The organism is Embleya sp. NPDC001921 (assembly GCF_053594475.1).
This window is the reverse complement of record NZ_JBSFEO010000009.1, coordinates 280,589-295,416: the sequence shown is the minus strand read 5'-3', so window position 1 is coordinate 295,416 and position 14,828 is coordinate 280,589. Positions and strand designations below refer to the sequence as shown.

Here is a 14,828-nt window from a genome sequence, read left to right as displayed (position 1 = left end):
CGCCACCCTCTTCCCTACCCCCCCCTCTCCCGAACTCCCCCCCGGCCGGTGTCGCGGCGACTCGCGACGACCGCCGGCGGTCGCGGCGGGTGGATGGCCAGTGCGCGGCAGGACGGCGGCAAGCGTGTTCAACGGACGTCGAGTCGGCGTTGAACGCGACGTGGGACAACGGCCGGACGACTTCAGCCCCGGCCGCCGCTCGGCCGCTCGTGACGCATCAGTAAGGTCTCTTATCCATGCTGACGTTTCGTGTTCTGGGAGCGCTCGAAGCGTGGGACGGTGACCGGCCGGCCGACCTGCGCGGCCCGCGCCATCGGGCCGTTCTCGCTCGGCTCGTCCTGGCGCGGGGGCACGTCGTACCGGTCGACCGGTTGATCGAGGACCTGTGGCACGGCGAGTCGCCGCATCGCGCGCTCGGCTCCGTACAGACCTTCGTGTCGCACCTGCGCCGTGCGCTCGAACCCGATCGCGCGCCGCGCACACCCTCGACCGTACTGGTGACCGCACCGCCCGGCTACGCGTTCCGAGTCGGCACGGACGAGGTCGACGCGTGGCGTTTCGAGGCCCTGGTGCACCGGGCCGGCGGCCTGCTGGCGGCCGGCGCCGCCGAGGAGGCGCTGCGTGAGTTGACCGCGGCGCTGGACCTGTGGCGGGGGCCCGCGTACGCGCAGTTCGCCGACGAGCCGTGGGCCCGACCCGAGGCGGCCCGGCTGGAGGAATTGCGGTTGGTCGCGGTCGAGCGCCGGGCCGAGGCGGGGCTCGCGATCGGGCAGGCGTCCGGGATCGTGCCGGGGTTGGAGGCGCACGCGGCGGCCCACCCACTACGCGAGGAGAGTTGGCGATTGCTCGCGCTGGCGATGTACCGATGTGCGCGTCAAGGCGACGCGTTGGCCGTGCTGCGCCGGGTACGCACCGCGCTGCGCGAGGAGTTGGGCGTCGAGCCCGGAGCACGGTTGCAGCGACTGGAGGCGGACATCCTGGCGCACGCCGCCGAGTTGGACGCGCCGGCGGCGGTGTCGACCTCGGCCGCGCCGGCGACCGGGACCGCCGCGCCGCGTGAGGTTCCGGGCCTGGCGCAGGCCGCCGACGAGGCGACGGAGGACGGATTCGTGCCGCGGATGACCACCCTGATCGGCCGGGCCGAGGAGACCGCGACCCTGCTGGCCGCGGCGAAGCGGGCCGACGGGCGGCTCTCGGTCGCCCTGGTCAGCGGCGATCCGGGCGAGGGCAAGACCGCGTTGACCGAGCACGTACGGGAGTTGCTGGCCGCCGAGGGCTGGCGGGCCGCGTGGGGGCGCTGCCCCGAGTCCGGCGGCGCGCCGGCCGGGTGGCCGTGGACCCAGATGTTGCGCACGCTCGCCGCGGTGAGTCCGCCGGACGAGGAGACCGCGCGGGTGCTCGCACCCTTGCTGGCCGACTCGTTCGTCCCGGTCGGCGATCAGGCCGCGGCGAAGTTGATGCTGCATCAGGCCGTGGTGGGCTACCTGGCCCGAGCCACCGCCGAGACGCCGTGGCTGCTGGTGCTGGACGACGTGCACCGCGCGGACGAGGAGACCTTGGCGCTGCTGTGCCACCTGGCCACCGATCGGGACGCGGCCGGGCGGGTGTTGCTCGTGGTCACCTACCGGCACAACGAGGTCGGCGACCTGCTCGCCGACGCGCTCGCCCGGCTGGCACGATGCGGTCCCGAACGCGTCGAACTCACCGGCCTGGCCCCGGAGGCGGTCGCCGACCTGGTGCGCGGCGCGGTCTCGGCGACGATCGACGAGGACACCGTACGGGCGATCGTGGACCGTACGGCGGGCAACCCCTTCTACGTCCTGGAGACCGCCCGGGTGCTCGCGGCCGAGGGCGCGCACGCGGCGGTGTCCGAGGTCCCGGTCGGGGTGCGGGACGTGATCCGGCGGCATGTCGCGGGGCTGCCGAAGGCCGCGCAGGAGGTGCTCAAGCAGGCCTGCGTGCTCGGCCGGGACATCGACGTGGACGTGCTGTTGGCGCAGGGCGACGCGGACGAGGACACCGTGCTGGACGCGGTCGAGTCGGCGCTGCTGACCGGGCTGCTCGTCGAGCCGGACGCGGGCCAACTGCGGTTCACCCACGCGCTGGTGCGGGACACGCTGTACGAGGACCTGTCGCAGCTTCGCCGGGCCCGGATGCACGCGCGCACGGCCGAGGCGATCGAGGCCGTGCGGCCTCGGGACGTGGCGGCGCTGGCCCACCACTATCTGGCCTCGGCGTCGCGGGCGACGGCGGCCAAGGCCACCCACTTCGCGCGCCTGGCGGCGCTCGACGCGGAGATCCACTTCGCGTATCGCGAGGCCGCGGAGTTGTGGCGGGGCGCGCTGACGGCCTTCGAGCGGTCGGGGGTCGCGGACGACGCGGCCCGCAAGGAGATGGAGGCGGGAGTGGAGCGCTCGCTTGCCCAGTCGGGGGACCACAGCCACGGGTAGGGAGGGGTTGGGGTAGGGCGCCGTGGTGGTGCGGCCGGGCCGGTTCCGGGCGGATCGGTTTGGGTGGGCGGTGGTGCGGCCGGGGCCGGTCAGCGGCGACCGCTTCGGGCCGACTGCTTCGGGCCGACTGCTTCGGGCCGACCGCTTCGACCGGACGGGAAGGTCTGCTCCGATCCGGCCGCAACGATCCCTTCGGTGCGCGTCGTTCCTGCCGGCGGAGCCCTTCCGGGAGCCTTGCCCACGCCGCGACGCACCCCACGCCCGCGCCGTGCCGGTGCGGTGTGGGGTGCGCCGAGGTTCAGGCTAGCCCGGGATGTGCGGGGCGATGATGGCGGCGTAGTTGGCTTCGCCTCGGCGGTTGGGGTGCAGCGGGGCCGCGAGGTCGGTGGGGACGTAGCCCTCGACCCACTTGGCCGACGGGGCCTGGCAGGCGTCGTGCCCGGTGCTCGGGCCGGCCACGTCCACGTAGGTGGCGCCGTGGCTCGCGGCCTGGGCGGCGATGGCCGTGTTGAGCCGGTTCACGCTGCCCTGGAGGTAGTCCGCGTCGACGCCGAGGACCGGCTGGTAGGGCCAGCAGCCGCCGGGCTTGATGTACAGGCCGTATCCGGTGACCACGACCCGTGCCTGCGGCGCGCGTTGGTGGATCCCGGCGAGTACCGCGCCGAGCTTGGGCGCGAACGCGTCGATGCGCTGTGCGATCTGGTCGACCCCGCCGGCCGTCCACTTGTCCTTGCACGGGGTCGCGAACGGGTTGAGCGTCGCGCAGCCCTGCGCCACGCCGACCAGGCCGACGTCGTTGCCGCCGATGGTGAGGGTGACCAGCGTGGTGTCCGCACTCAGCGCGTCGAACTGCGGCGGTGCCTCGCCCATGTCGATGCCGCCGAGGGACAGGTGCTGCGGCGAGGTCATGTCGTTGCTGTCCGCGCCGCTGCAGGTCACGTCGCGCAGTTCGGCGACGTTCAGGCGCGCGGCGAGGACGTGTGCGTAGTTGTTGGTGGACCGGCCGCACGCGAGCGGCCCGGTGATGTCCGGGATCAGCGGACCCGAGGCCATCGAGTCGCCGAGCGCGACGTAGACCTGACGATCCGCCGCACCCGCCGGCCCGGACGCGGCGACCAGGCCGGCCAGCGCCAGTGCGCTCGCCGCGATCGCCGCCGCCGTCCCGCGCCCGAACCGGCGCAGGCGACCGGGTGGATTCCGTGGACTGTTGTGCAGCCGACTCCCCATGCGTGCCGCAGAGTTCATGACGACTCCCGCCGGTCGTGGAATGTCCCACGCGTCATCATGCAGACTCGGACACACCGGCTTAACTGGTGAGTAACACAGACTTTCCGGGAGGTCCCTGTGACACGTGACAACCCGCCGCGCGATCGGGCGCCCACCACCCGCGAGCGCCCGCACGCCGATCGACCGCGGCGCGGCCCGCTGCGGATCGGCGGGCGTCCCGTGGCAGCCCGGCTGCGGGCCGGTGCGCCGCGGTTGACCAGGGAGGTGCTGGACCGGCTGCCCGCCGAGCTGCCCGCGTACGCGGCGCTGCCGGCCGAGGAACTGGCCGGGGACATCGCCGAGATCGTGCAGCACACCGTGCGCCTGTTCGCCGACGTCGTGGAGGGCCGGCTCGCGGCCCGCGACGCCGATCTCGCGCCGCAGCGCGCCTCGGCGGCCCAGCGGGCGGAGGAGGGCGTACCGCTCGACGCGATTCTGACCGCCTATCAGATCGGCGTGGACATGTGCTGGCGGGAGACCACCGGTCAGGCCCGCCCGGAGGAACTCGCCGACGTCCTCGCCCTGTTCGCCGATCTGCTCGGGCTGCAGCGGGCCATCGTCACGGCGGTCAGCTCGGCCTATCTGGAGGCGTGCCGACTGGCCGCCGGTCCGGAACAGAGCGGCCGACACGAGCTGTTCGTGGCCTTGTTGGCGGGCGAGTCGGCGGACGCGGTCGCGGGGCGGACGGGGGTGCGCCCGGCGGCCCGGTACCTGGTGCTGACGCTGGCGCTGGCCGCGCACCCGGACGAGGCCCGGCCCGGCCCGTGCGCCGGCATCGCCGCGCGGCGCAAGCTGCGCCGGATCCGGCAGGCCCTGGACGGGTTCACCGGCGCCCCCGCGCTGGCCGCGCTCGACCCGCGCGGCGGGACGGTGCTGCTGCCGGTGGACGCCGCGCCGGGCTGGCCCGAGGTACGCGCCCTGATCGCACACGCGGCGCACGCGGCCGACACCGCGATCACCGCGTCGGCCGCGCTCGCCGAGCCGACCGGGATCCCGGACGCGGTGGACCGCAACGCCGAGGTGCTCCGCCTGGTCCGCGGCAGTGGCCGCGGCCCGGGCCTGTACCTGCTCGCCGATGTACTGCTCGACTACCAACTCAGCCGCCCCAGCGCGGCGTTGCCCGCCCTGGCCGGCCTGCTCGCGCCACTCGACCGCAGGCCCGAGCTGTTGCTGACGCTGGAGACCTACCTGACCCACGGCCGCGACCGCCGAGCCACCGCCGCGACACTGCACCTGCACCCGAACACCGTGGACTACCGGATCCGCCGGGTGACCGGGCTCACCGGGCTGTCCCCGGGCCGTACCGACGACCTGCATCGCCTGAACGCGGCACTGGTGGCCCGGCGCGCACTGCGCACGGACGGGGCGGGCGGGGGACTCGGGGGCGCCTGACACGGCCGCGTCGTGTGCTGTGCGAACACGTCCCGTGTTGCGCGACCGCGTCCTGTGCCGTGTGGACGGGTCCTGTGCTGTGCGACCGCGTCCTGTGCCGCGCGAACGCGTCAGCGGCGAAGGGCCGGGTAGAGCACCTCCGAGTCGGCGGACAGGGCGGCCTTGGCGTCGTGGCTGTAGTGGTCGACGAGGACCTCGTACAGCTCGGCCTCGACCGCGTCGAAAGTCTGCGCGGCGACGTCGGCCGGGGCGATCTTGGGCAGTTGTACGCCCGCCGCCATGTCGGTGTCGATGAAGCCCGCGTGCACGCCGACCACCAGGGTTCCCTGGGCGGCGAGTTCCAGGCGCAGCGCGTTGGTCAGGGACCAGGCGGCGGCCTTGGAGGCGCTGTACGAGCCGACTCGGGGGATGGTCATGAAGGACAACACGGAGAGCATGTTGACCAGCGCGCCGCCGCCGTTGCGGGCCAGGACGGGGGCGAACGCGCGGCTCACGGAGAGGGTGCCGAAGTAGTTGGTCTCGATTTCCGCGCGGGCCGGGTCCAGGCTCTCCGCGGTCAGGAACGAGGCGGAGCGGGAGACGCCCGCGTTGTTGACGAGCAGGTCGACGTCGTCGAGTCGGCGGGCGACGTCGGCCACCTGGTCGGGATCGGTGATGTCCAGCTCGATCGGCGTGACCCCGGGGTCGGTGACGGTGCTCGGGTCGCGGGCGCCGGCGTATACGGTGCGCGCGCCGCGTTCGACCAGGGCGCGGGTGAAGGCGCGGCCGAGGCCGCGGTTGGCCCCGGTGACGAGGGCTACCGAACCTGCGATCTTCATGCGGGGTGCTTCTTTCGGGATGGGGAGGGTGGAACCGCGGTACGGGCCGGCGGGTTGCCTGCCGGGTGCCGGGTGCCGGGTGCCGGGTGCCGGGTGCCGGGTGCCGGGTGCCGGGTGCCGGGTGCCGGGTGCCGGGTGCCGGGTGCCGGGCTGTTGGCCGAGGGGACGGACGGGTGGGTCAGGTGAGGCGCTCGATGATGGTGACGTTGGCCATGCCGCCGCCTTCGCACATGGTCTGCAGGCCGTAGCGGCCGTCGGTGCGTTCGAGCTCGTTGAGCAGGGTGGCCAGCAGTTTGGTGCCGCTCGCGCCCAGTGGGTGGCCGAGCGCGATCGCGCCGCCGTTGACGTTGACCCGCTCCGGATCCGCACCGGTCGCCTGTTGCCAGGCGAGCACCACGGACGCGAACGCCTCGTTGATCTCGACCCGGTCGATGTCGTCCAGGGACAGGCCGGTGCGTGCCAACGCCCGGGCGGTCGCCGGGATCGGCCCGGTCAGCATCATCACCGGGTCGTCGCCGAGCACGGTGAGGTGATGGATCCGGGCGCGCGGGCGCAATCCGTGTACACGCAGGGCGCGTTCGGAGACCACGAGGGCGGCCGAGGCGCCGTCGGAGACCTGGCTCGCGAGCGCCGCGGTGATCCGGCCGTCCGGGCGCAGGGTGGGCAGCGAGCGGATCTTGGCCAGGTCAGGCTCGCGCGGGCCCTCGTCCCGGGTGACCTCGCCGTACGGCACGATCTCGTTGGCGAAGCGACCCTCGCGCTGGGCGCGCAGCGCGCGTTCGTGCGAGGCGACCGCGAACGCCTCCATCTCCTCGCGGGTCAGGCCCCAGCGCTCGGCGATCAGTTCGGCCGCGCGGAACTGGGTGATCTCCTGGTCGCCGAACCGGTCCCGCCAGCCCCGCGCGCCGTCGTACGGGCTCTCGAAGCCGAACTCCCGTCCGGCGCGCAGCGACGCCGAGATCGGTACGGCGCTCATGTTCTGTACGCCGCCGGCGATCACGACGTCGGCGGTGCCGCTGAGCACGGCCTGCGCGGCGAAGTGCACGGCCTGCTGGGAGGAGCCGCACTGGCGGTCGATGGTGGTGCCCGGGACGCTCGTCGGGAGACCGGCGGACAACCAGGAGGTGCGGGCGATGTTGCCGGCCTGCGGGCCGATCACGTCGAGGCAGCCGAAGATCACGTCGTCCACGGCGGCGGGATCGAGGCCGGTGCGGTCGATCAGGCCGCGCAGGATGTGCGCGCCGAGGTCGGCGGGGTGGACCTTGGCGAGGCCTCCGTTGCGCTTGCCGACCGGGGTTCGGACGGCGTCGACGATGTACGCCTCGTTGCTCATGAGCGGCCGCCTTTCGACAGGGGCGTGCGATCGGGCCTGGCGGCGTCGCGCTGTGGTGAGCCGCCCGAGGCCAGAGGGTTGGAAAATCCAACTCGCTTTTCGTCAACGTAGCGCGAGTGGGTTGGAGATGGCAACCTTGTCGGTGTGATGGTCATGAGTGGTTCCTCGAACGGTTCGTCCGCCGACGACTCGACGGCCTCCGCCGCCGGCTCCGATGCCCCGTCCCGGTCCGGACGCGGCCCGGTCGGGCGGCCGTGCTCGGTCGCGGCCACGCTGTCGGTGGTGGGCGAGAAGTGGGCGCTGCTGGCCGTTCGCGAGCTGGGCTTCGGCAATCACCGCTTCGACGCGATCGCGCGCAACACCGGCGCGCCGCGCGACATCCTCACCACCAGGCTGCGCGCGCTGGAGGCCGCCGGGATTCTGGAGCGCCGCCGCTACCAGGAGCGCCCGCCGCGCTTCGAGTACCACCTGACCGACCGGGGTCGCGACCTCGCGCCCGTGCTGCAGACCCTGGCCTCCTGGGGCGACCGCTGGCTGGCCGAGGAGCCGCCGGTGGTGTTCGGGCACGGCGACCACGAGCTGGACGTCGCGGTGATGTGCCGGAGCTGCGGCCGCGAGGTCGAGGCGGGCAGCGTGCGGATCCACGTCCACGCGAAGGGGTGGGACCGGGCGGGGCCGGTGGGGTGAGGGCGTCGGCCCGGCGGGTGCGGGTGCGGGGTGAGTCGGGCCGGCGTCCTCGTGGGCCCGGGTGGGTGTGGGCGGCGCCGCCGCCGCACGGGTTCGGGATGAGCCGACCTGGTCGTGTCGGTCGGGGCCGGCCGTTCGTCGGGTCGTCCGCTTGACCCTGACACCGTGTGAGGCAGTGCACTGGGAGGCGTCATGTTCACCATCGGAGACTTCGCCAGGCACGGCCGTGTATCGGTCCGGATGTTGCGCCACTACGACGCGATCGGACTACTGCGGCCCGCCCACGTCGACCCGGCCAGTGGCTACCGCTTCTACGAGGCCGGCCAACTCGCCCGACTGAACCGGGTGATCGCGCTCAAGGACCTCGGCTTCACCCTCCACCAGGTGCGCGGCATCCTGGACGAGCGGGTGAGCGACGGCGAACTGCGCGGGATGTTGCGCCTGCGGCAGGCCGAACTCGCCGCCGCGGTGGCGGCGGACGCGAGGCGACTGGCCCAGGTCGAGGCGAGGCTCCGGACGATCGAAGCCGAGGGACGAATGCCCACCGACGACATCGTGATCAAGCGCATCCCGGCGGTCCGGGTCGCCGAGGCGACCGCGACCACGACCGCCGGCGCCGACGGGCCGGAGGGGATCGGCCCGATCATCGGCCCCCTGTACGACGAACTGTGCCGCCGCCTCGCGGCCGCCGGCGTGGTCCCGACCGGACCGGGCATCGCCTATTACGAGGCCTCGCCGGACGAGGAGGACACGGTCGTCATCCACGCCGGCATGACCATCGCGGCGGAGCACCGAGCCGGCGTCGGCGTGGACTTCGACTTCGAGATCGTGGACCTGCCCGAGATCGAGTGCGCCGCGACGTATGTGCATCGCGGATCCATGGACGACGTGATGACCGGCGTCCAGGCGATGGCGAGGTGGATCGATGCCAACGGATATCGCTCGCTGGGATACGCCCGAGAGCTCTACCTCGAATGCCCGGCCGACCCGGAGCAGTGGGTGACGGAACTCCAGGAGCCGATCACCCCCGGCCGAACCGGGATGCCGGCCGGGTGATCGTACGGGCGGCCGATCGCCGCCGTCACCCGCGCGGGCTACCTCACAGCGGGCGGAACAGGCGCGCCAGGTCCGGCCCGGCGGATGTGGCGACCATCGCCGCCAACACCCGTCGCACGGCGGCCACGTCCTGCGCGCCGACCTGCTGCGTCAACCTGCGCTCGTACTCGGCGTGGAACTCACGCACCGCCGTCAACATCGCCACCCCGCCCGGCGCCAGGTGCAACCGCTTCGCGCGCTTGTCCGTCGGGTCCGGGCGGCGTTCGACATAGCCGACGGCCACCATCTCGTCGACCACCTTCGCCGCGCCCTGCGCGGTGATCCCGAGCCGTTCGCCGAGCTGCGTGGCGGTCGTCGCCTCCCGGTCCAACGTGCGCAGCACGAAGCCGTACGACGACCCCATCACCGGGAACCCGCGTTCCGCCAAGTGGGCGTGCAGCTCTTGGACGAAGGCTTGGTAGGCGCTCCCCAACAACAGTCCGAAGTCCACGCTTGACGTCCTCCCTGGAAATATGCTCAACTCTGGTTGCACACCTTAGTTGAACACTCTACCCGAAGGAACCACGATGCCTCTCATCAAAGCCGCCGACGCGCCGCTCTTCGAAGCTCCGCTGATGACCGCCATCGGCCTCGCCGCCCCGAGCCGCGGCTCGAAGGAGAACAGCGTCTGGCGCTTCACGATGCACCCCGGCAACCTCGGCCGCGAACACGCGGTCACCCGCGAGGAGATCTTCATCGCGATCAGTGGCAAGGCGGTCGTCACGATCGACGGTGAAACGCGCGACTTCCACGCCGGTGACGCCCTCATCGTCCCCGCACACGTGCTCTTCGGCATCGCCGTCCCGGGCGACGAGCCCTTCGAGGCGATCGCGATCCTGCCCGTCGGCGGGCAGGCCCGGATGGGCGGCGACCTGATCGATCCGCCGTGGGCCCAGTAGACCTGTCGTCCCCTGTTTCTCTCCGCCTCCGCCTCGGCTTCCTGCCGCTACTCCCTCCCTCTGCGACCCGCCTCCAGGAGACGATCCCCATGCCGTTCATCGCCGCCGCAGAAGCGCCCGTCTTCGAGAACCCGCACGCGACCTTCGTCGGCCTCGCCGCCCCGAGCCGTGGTTCCACCGAGAACGCCGCATGGCGGCTCACCCTCAAGCCGGGCACGTCGTCCCCGCCGCACGCGCTCACCCGGGAGGAGATCTTCGTGGCGTTGTCGGGTCGGCTCACCGTCACCATGGACGGCGAGACCTTCGACGTCGAATCGGGCGATGCGTTGGTCGTCCCGGCCGACACCTCGTTCGCCCTGGCCAACCACGGCACCGACCCGTTCGAGGCGGTTGTCGTTCTTCCGGTCGGCGGACAGGGACTCATCCCCGGCCAGGAGCCCTTCGTCGCCCCATGGGCTCGGTAGGGCCCTGCCCGGCGGGCCCGGTAGCGCCCTACAGTCCCAGGCCCGCGCGCGGCGTCGCCGCGTCCGGCACCCGGCCGTACACGTTGTAGACGGCGCTGCCTGGCCGGAACGCGCGGCCTTCGGCGAGCGGTCCGGCGTCGTTGACGTCCAAACCGATGGCGTCGACGGGCGCCGCCTCCGCCGCCTCCGCGTCGTCGCCGGCCAGTGGCAACGCGCTGCGATCGGCGGCGCCGGCGGGACGCCCGGCCTTCACCAAGTGCTCGAACTGGATCGTGCTGACAGCTTCACGACGTGCGCCGACAAACGTGCCGCATCGAGCGCGCGTCGATGCCGACTCAGCGGGGTGGGCGCGCCTGCCATCCGAAATCGGCGCCCCGGGTGCGTGCCGCTCCGCTCTCGCGTCCCCGTACGGCACTCGACCGCCACAACGAGGCCCACTGGCCCGCGGTCAAGTCCTTGGGCAACGCATGCGGCGAGAGGTGCTCGTTCCGGAACCACGTGCGCAGCCCGGGCGCCGCGAACCTCCCCGTGCGGTCCAGGACTTCGCGCAGGCCGCGCCCCGGTCCGGTGAACACCTCGCGCACCAACTCCTGGTACGGACCCGGCCGTTCGTCGATCAGGGGCGAATCCCGGCGCGTCATCGTGAGCAGCCCGCCGTCCACCGACGGCATCGGTCGGAACGCCCGGGCCGGCACGCGCGCGTGCAGCCCGAACTCGAACCACGGCCACCAGGCCGCCGTCAGCATCGTGGCCCCGCCCACGCCCGCCCGCCGCCGGGCCACCTCCCACTGCACCAGCAAGACCGCGCTCCGCCAGTGCTCCGTTTCCAACAGTCGCCGCAACACCGGGGTGGTCAGATGAAACGGCAGATTTCCCACCACGGTGTGCGGCTCGCGCGGGAACCGGAACCGCAGTACATCGGCGGCCACGACCTCGACGTGTCCGGGCACCCTTCGAGCCAGCCGCCGGGCGCGTTTCGGGTCGAGCTCGACCGCCGTGATCGGCCGCCCGGTCCGAGCGAGCGGCAAAGTGATGGCGCCGTCGCCGGGCCCGATCTCGACGATCGGTCCGGACGTACGGGCGACCAGGTCCGCGAAGAGTTCGATCACCGCACGATCGACCAGGAAGTTCTGACCGAGTTCATGACGTCCACCATGAGTGGGATAAGGCACGAGGGGGCTCCGCGAAGGCAGTTCGGAGCCGGGCAGCACGAATCGGCCGCACCGGCGAATGGACCCGAAGTGCGGCGGAACTCGGAGAGAAGAGACCCTCGGCCCGCCGCTAGAAGCGGCGAGTCCTCGTGAAGGCGGAAGCGAACATGCCCCGACCATAGCCGGACACCCGCGCTGACCTCGAACCCATTTTCCGGCCCGGGGTCAGGATGCGGGCGGAGCCTTGGTCCCTGCTCGCCCGGGGTGCCTCCGGAGCAAGTCTGCGAGTGTCACGGTTCGTTACGCGCACGCGTAGGCGCCGGGGCGAGCCGGCCGATGTGTACGAACCCGACCGGGGCCGCGACGAAGACACCGGAAGTGTGGCGTTCGGGGACCGGCGGGAACGGCGGCGGCACCGCAGAACGGCGGGACTTCCAGGGGTTCGTACGTCGGTCGAGCAGTGGCGGTTGTCGCTTGGTCGGGTGTGCCGTTGTCGGGGTGACGAACGGGGCTGGAGGGGCCGTTGGCGTGTCCTGTGACCATGTCACCGGTCTGCGACAGCGGTGTCGTGGGACGACGACTCCCATATCCCCGGCGTCCGCGGCGCTTCATAGTGATCACGCAGACACCGAGGGCCGAGACCGATGCGGCCTCAACTACGGGATACCAAGGGGTATTTACATGTCCGGCAACCACCGCAAGTCCGTTCTCGTCTCCGCAGCCCTTCTCGGCGGCGTCATGCTGATGACGGCCTGCCAGGGCACGGACTCGAACTCGGGCGCTGCGAAGGGTGCTCCGCCCGCCCCTGTCGCCGGCCAGGCGGTCGCGCCGTCCGGCTCGTCGACCACGGGCGGCAACCAGGGCGCCAATACCGACCAGGTCACCAATCAGCTCAGTAATCAGGGTGGCGGCAAGACCTCGACCGGGAAAGACTCCGCCGGGAAGACCTCCAGTGGGCAGGGCACGACCGGCGGGGCCGGCGCCGGCAGCGACGACTCGATCGGCAAGTGCCGCACCGACGACCTCAGGGCCACCGCGCAGGACGCCACCATCAGCGGCGACGACGAACTCACCGTCATGGTGACGTTCAAGAACATCGGTCACAACTGCACGATGTCCGGATTCGCGGGCGTCGACCTCCAGACCGCCAAGGGGCCCCTGTCCGCCAAGCGCGTCGGCGCCCCGGCCGACCCGTTCGTCCTCAAGAGCGACAAGTCCGTGTCCTTCGGCGTCACCTACCCCAGCGGCGCCACCGGCGACTACGGCGTCAAGGTCACGGGCCTGCAGGTCACCCCGCCCGGAGAGACCAAGACCATCACCCTGAACTGGCCCGGCACCCCCACCGTGCCGGTCATCGACGGGGCCGGCTCCCCGATCAACGTCGGCCCCATGGGCGGCGCCGGCCAGGGCGGCTGACCCACACCCGCGCAACACCGACGCACACCCCGGGCCCCGCCCCACCGCACAAGCGGTGGGGCCCCTGCCCACAGACCCACAGACACTGCCACCCACACGCCGGCCCCCGGCCGCCGTCAGTGCCGGCGCCGACGGATTCATCGATCGGCGTCCAGCGACCCGACCCTGATGCGCACCGACGCTATGCCTCGTCGTGAGCACCCCGCCGCCCGCCGAGGGCATCGACCGAAAAGCCTGCGGGAATCGACGCGCGCGGTCGACGGAGCCCAGAACGACACTCGGCGCGTAAACCAACAACACGAGGCCGCGTCGACGGACCCCGCCGAGGTGTTCTCCCGCGCCGGTGACCTCGACGTGCGCAGGGTATGTCCGGCGGATTATGCCGGGCGTCTCACCGGCGCTGAATTGCTGTAGCGACCCGCCGGACAAGTGCCTCGACATCGGCCACGGCGATCGGGGACGCTTGGCACGACTCTCAGAATCGACGACACGCCGCCCGCGTGGGACGAGCGCACGCGGCTCACCACATTTCTCGACTACACACATGCCACCGCCCGCGCCAAGTGCGATGGCGTCTTTGCGGAGAACGCCCGCAAAACATGAGCGGATTGATCAACCACCTCCGCTGGGTCGAGTACCACTGGTTCCAGGCGGTCTTCCTCGGCGAGGAAGACCGGGGCCCCTGGACCGATGAGGACCCCGACCGCGAGATGCGTATCGCCGTCGACTTCCCGCTCACGCAGTGCGCTGCCGTGCTGCACGAACCTTGAGGCCGGTCCGCCCGGATGGGGGATGGGGCTGATCACTTCGTGAACTCCATCATCTGCCTGCCGGTAAGGCGCCCGGTCTCGACCGGAGAACCCAACCGGCCTCGTGTGATGTGCGGGGAGTTCCCGGGTACGGTTGTCAATCCTTGAGCCTGCGTATCAGTTCGGTCCACGCAGCGGGGCTGACTTGGAGGTGGCCTCGGGTTCGGTCCTTCGTATCCCGAATACCCGTGGCCGTCGGCAGTGGGGCTATCTCGACGCACTCCTGATTGTGCTGTGACCACGTTGATGTTCGCCATGCCAGCGTTTGGTCCATGTTCATAGCCCTCTCAACCTCCTTGTGATCATCTTCCGTGACGAAACTTCGTCCTGTGCTGTGTCTCGGTAGTAGTCGAGGTCCCGTCGGTATCGTCTGACCACTCGCTCGTCTCGCAGTAGTTGAGATCCTGCTTCGTAGCTGATGGGTATTTGGTCCGAGTGGGCGCCATGGGGTGGCGGGGTGCCACGACGCTGCCCGACTCCCCGGGATGCCGAATCGGCCGCCCGACCCTGGGGCGATTCGCGCGCGGTGTTCCGAGGCCGCTGTGCACTCGGTGACACCCGGCGCGTCAGCGCCCACGACTTGATCGTCGACCAGTGATCGACGAGCGCGTGAGGAGAGCGGCCGGAGGCCGCCGGCGGCGCAGCCGCCCCGCGCGAAGCGCGGTGTTCCAGGGAGGGGAGCGGACGGCGCTCACTGCTCGGGCGGATGCGCCGGGAGCCTTGGCCTTCTGGACGAGCCGGGGGTATCGCTCCTTGGGGCCGAGCGTTCCGCGGGAGAGTGGGCCACGGTTCGCGATGTTCGTGCGTTCGGTCTGCTGACGACTTGGCGAGCAATGCCGTGTTGCTCGGTGCCCGGGATGTGCTGGTTCACCGGTGTGAGTGATGTGGTGGATGGGGCGGTTGGGCCGCTCGGGCCGGGAAGGCCGTCAGGTGTCGCGACTCGGGCCGGCCGACCGCTTGAACCCCCGAGCACCGCTCGGGAGCCCGTCGCCCACCACTCCGCCACGACCCGGGTCGACCCCTTCCGGCGCTGCTGCGCACTCGGCGA

General features: G+C 71.9%; 14 protein-coding genes and 1 pseudogene. 8 read left to right on the top strand and 7 right to left on the bottom strand.

The annotated features are described in order from the left end of the window. The first annotated feature begins 236 nt into the window (after nucleotides 1-236). On the top strand, nucleotides 237-2,450 hold the full coding sequence (locus ACWCPW_RS14135) for a BTAD domain-containing putative transcriptional regulator (protein WP_449761776.1): 2,214 nt from the start codon (nucleotides 237-239) through the stop codon (nucleotides 2,448-2,450). A 303-nt stretch (nucleotides 2,451-2,753) separates the two neighbouring features. Here ACWCPW_RS14135 and ACWCPW_RS14130 read toward each other — a convergent pair whose 3' ends face one another. Then, nucleotides 2,754-3,695, bottom strand: a complete 942-nt coding sequence (locus ACWCPW_RS14130) for an SGNH/GDSL hydrolase family protein (RefSeq protein ID WP_449761775.1) — start codon at nucleotides 3,693-3,695, stop codon at nucleotides 2,754-2,756. A gap of 180 nt (nucleotides 3,696-3,875) precedes the next feature. Between ACWCPW_RS14130 and ACWCPW_RS14125 the strand changes: the two genes are divergently transcribed. Further along, complete coding sequence (locus ACWCPW_RS14125; RefSeq protein ID WP_449761787.1) at nucleotides 3,876-5,108, top strand: helix-turn-helix domain-containing protein; 1,233 nt, start codon at nucleotides 3,876-3,878, stop codon at nucleotides 5,106-5,108. A 110-nt stretch (nucleotides 5,109-5,218) separates the two neighbouring features. Here the strand turns inward: ACWCPW_RS14125 and ACWCPW_RS14120 are convergent, their stop codons facing one another. Further along, entirely contained in the window at nucleotides 5,219-5,926 is a 708-nt protein-coding gene (locus ACWCPW_RS14120) for an SDR family oxidoreductase (RefSeq protein WP_449761774.1), read from the bottom strand. A 178-nt stretch (nucleotides 5,927-6,104) separates the two neighbouring features. Beyond that, nucleotides 6,105-7,259, bottom strand: coding sequence for an acetyl-CoA C-acetyltransferase (locus ACWCPW_RS14115; protein ID WP_449761773.1), 1,155 nt, complete (start codon nucleotides 7,257-7,259; stop codon nucleotides 6,105-6,107). 153 nt (nucleotides 7,260-7,412) lie between these two features. Here ACWCPW_RS14115 and ACWCPW_RS14110 point away from each other — a divergent pair, with 153 nt between their 5' ends. Continuing rightward, a complete protein-coding gene (locus ACWCPW_RS14110; RefSeq protein ID WP_449761772.1) occupies nucleotides 7,413-7,946 on the top strand; it encodes a winged helix-turn-helix transcriptional regulator in 534 nt (177 codons plus the stop codon). A 192-nt stretch (nucleotides 7,947-8,138) separates the two neighbouring features. Beyond that, nucleotides 8,139-9,002 (top strand): MerR family transcriptional regulator, encoded by an 864-nt coding sequence (locus ACWCPW_RS14105; RefSeq protein WP_449761771.1) that lies wholly within the window; start codon nucleotides 8,139-8,141, stop codon nucleotides 9,000-9,002. Nucleotides 9,003-9,045: 43 nt separating this feature from the next. Here the strand turns inward: ACWCPW_RS14105 and ACWCPW_RS14100 are convergent, their stop codons facing one another. Further along, complete coding sequence (locus ACWCPW_RS14100; RefSeq protein ID WP_449761770.1) at nucleotides 9,046-9,492, bottom strand: MarR family winged helix-turn-helix transcriptional regulator; 447 nt, start codon at nucleotides 9,490-9,492, stop codon at nucleotides 9,046-9,048. A gap of 76 nt (nucleotides 9,493-9,568) precedes the next feature. On the opposite strand from ACWCPW_RS14100, the gene ACWCPW_RS14095 reads away from it, so the two are divergent. After that, nucleotides 9,569-9,940: a cupin domain-containing protein gene (locus ACWCPW_RS14095; protein ID WP_449761769.1), complete on the top strand. Its 372-nt coding sequence runs from the start codon at nucleotides 9,569-9,571 to the stop codon at nucleotides 9,938-9,940. A gap of 89 nt (nucleotides 9,941-10,029) precedes the next feature. Continuing rightward, nucleotides 10,030-10,404 (top strand): cupin domain-containing protein, encoded by a 375-nt coding sequence (locus ACWCPW_RS14090; RefSeq protein ID WP_449761768.1) that lies wholly within the window; start codon nucleotides 10,030-10,032, stop codon nucleotides 10,402-10,404. Between the two features lie 28 nt (nucleotides 10,405-10,432). Here the strand turns inward: ACWCPW_RS14090 and ACWCPW_RS14085 are convergent, their stop codons facing one another. Together ACWCPW_RS14085 and erm are read right to left on the bottom strand one after the other, a co-directional pair. After that, on the bottom strand, nucleotides 10,433-10,657 hold the full coding sequence (locus ACWCPW_RS14085; RefSeq protein WP_449761767.1) for a hypothetical protein: 225 nt from the start codon (nucleotides 10,655-10,657) through the stop codon (nucleotides 10,433-10,435). A gap of 82 nt (nucleotides 10,658-10,739) precedes the next feature. After that, nucleotides 10,740-11,576, bottom strand: a complete 837-nt coding sequence (erm, locus tag ACWCPW_RS14080) for a 23S ribosomal RNA methyltransferase Erm (RefSeq protein WP_449761766.1) — start codon at nucleotides 11,574-11,576, stop codon at nucleotides 10,740-10,742. 660 nt (nucleotides 11,577-12,236) lie between these two features. On the opposite strand from erm, the gene ACWCPW_RS14075 reads away from it, so the two are divergent. Continuing rightward, a complete protein-coding gene (locus ACWCPW_RS14075) occupies nucleotides 12,237-12,971 on the top strand; it encodes a DUF4232 domain-containing protein (RefSeq protein WP_449761765.1) in 735 nt (244 codons plus the stop codon). A 480-nt stretch (nucleotides 12,972-13,451) separates the two neighbouring features. Next, a pseudogene (locus ACWCPW_RS14070) lies at nucleotides 13,452-13,714 on the top strand (mycothiol transferase); the annotation flags it as partial. Nucleotides 13,715-13,877: 163 nt separating this feature from the next. Here ACWCPW_RS14070 and ACWCPW_RS14065 read toward each other — a convergent pair. Then, nucleotides 13,878-14,054 carry a DUF397 domain-containing protein gene (locus tag ACWCPW_RS14065; RefSeq protein ID WP_449761786.1) on the bottom strand — a complete coding sequence of 59 codons (177 nt, stop codon included), beginning with the start codon at nucleotides 14,052-14,054 and terminating at the stop codon, nucleotides 13,878-13,880. Between the last annotated feature and the right edge of the window lie 774 nt (nucleotides 14,055-14,828).

Bases quoted from the DNA above. Each gene is read 5' to 3' on its own strand.
- ACWCPW_RS14135 (WP_449761776.1), top strand. From the start codon at position 237: ATGCTGACGTTTCGTGTTCTGGGAGCGCTCGAAGCGTGGGACGGTGAC.
- ACWCPW_RS14095 (WP_449761769.1), top strand. From the start codon at position 9,569: ATGCCTCTCATCAAAGCCGCCGACGCGCCGCTCTTCGAAGCTCCGCTG.
- ACWCPW_RS14115 (WP_449761773.1), bottom strand. From the start codon at position 7,259: ATGAGCAACGAGGCGTACATCGTCGACGCCGTCCGAACCCCGGTCGGC.
- ACWCPW_RS14105 (WP_449761771.1), top strand. From the start codon at position 8,139: ATGTTCACCATCGGAGACTTCGCCAGGCACGGCCGTGTATCGGTCCGG.
- ACWCPW_RS14130 (WP_449761775.1), bottom strand. From the start codon at position 3,695: ATGAACTCTGCGGCACGCATGGGGAGTCGGCTGCACAACAGTCCACGG.
- ACWCPW_RS14075 (WP_449761765.1), top strand. From the start codon at position 12,237: ATGTCCGGCAACCACCGCAAGTCCGTTCTCGTCTCCGCAGCCCTTCTC.
- ACWCPW_RS14065 (WP_449761786.1), bottom strand. From the start codon at position 14,054: ATGGACCAAACGCTGGCATGGCGAACATCAACGTGGTCACAGCACAAT.
- ACWCPW_RS14120 (WP_449761774.1), bottom strand. From the start codon at position 5,926: ATGAAGATCGCAGGTTCGGTAGCCCTCGTCACCGGGGCCAACCGCGGC.
- ACWCPW_RS14090 (WP_449761768.1), top strand. From the start codon at position 10,030: ATGCCGTTCATCGCCGCCGCAGAAGCGCCCGTCTTCGAGAACCCGCAC.
- ACWCPW_RS14110 (WP_449761772.1), top strand. From the start codon at position 7,413: ATGAGTGGTTCCTCGAACGGTTCGTCCGCCGACGACTCGACGGCCTCC.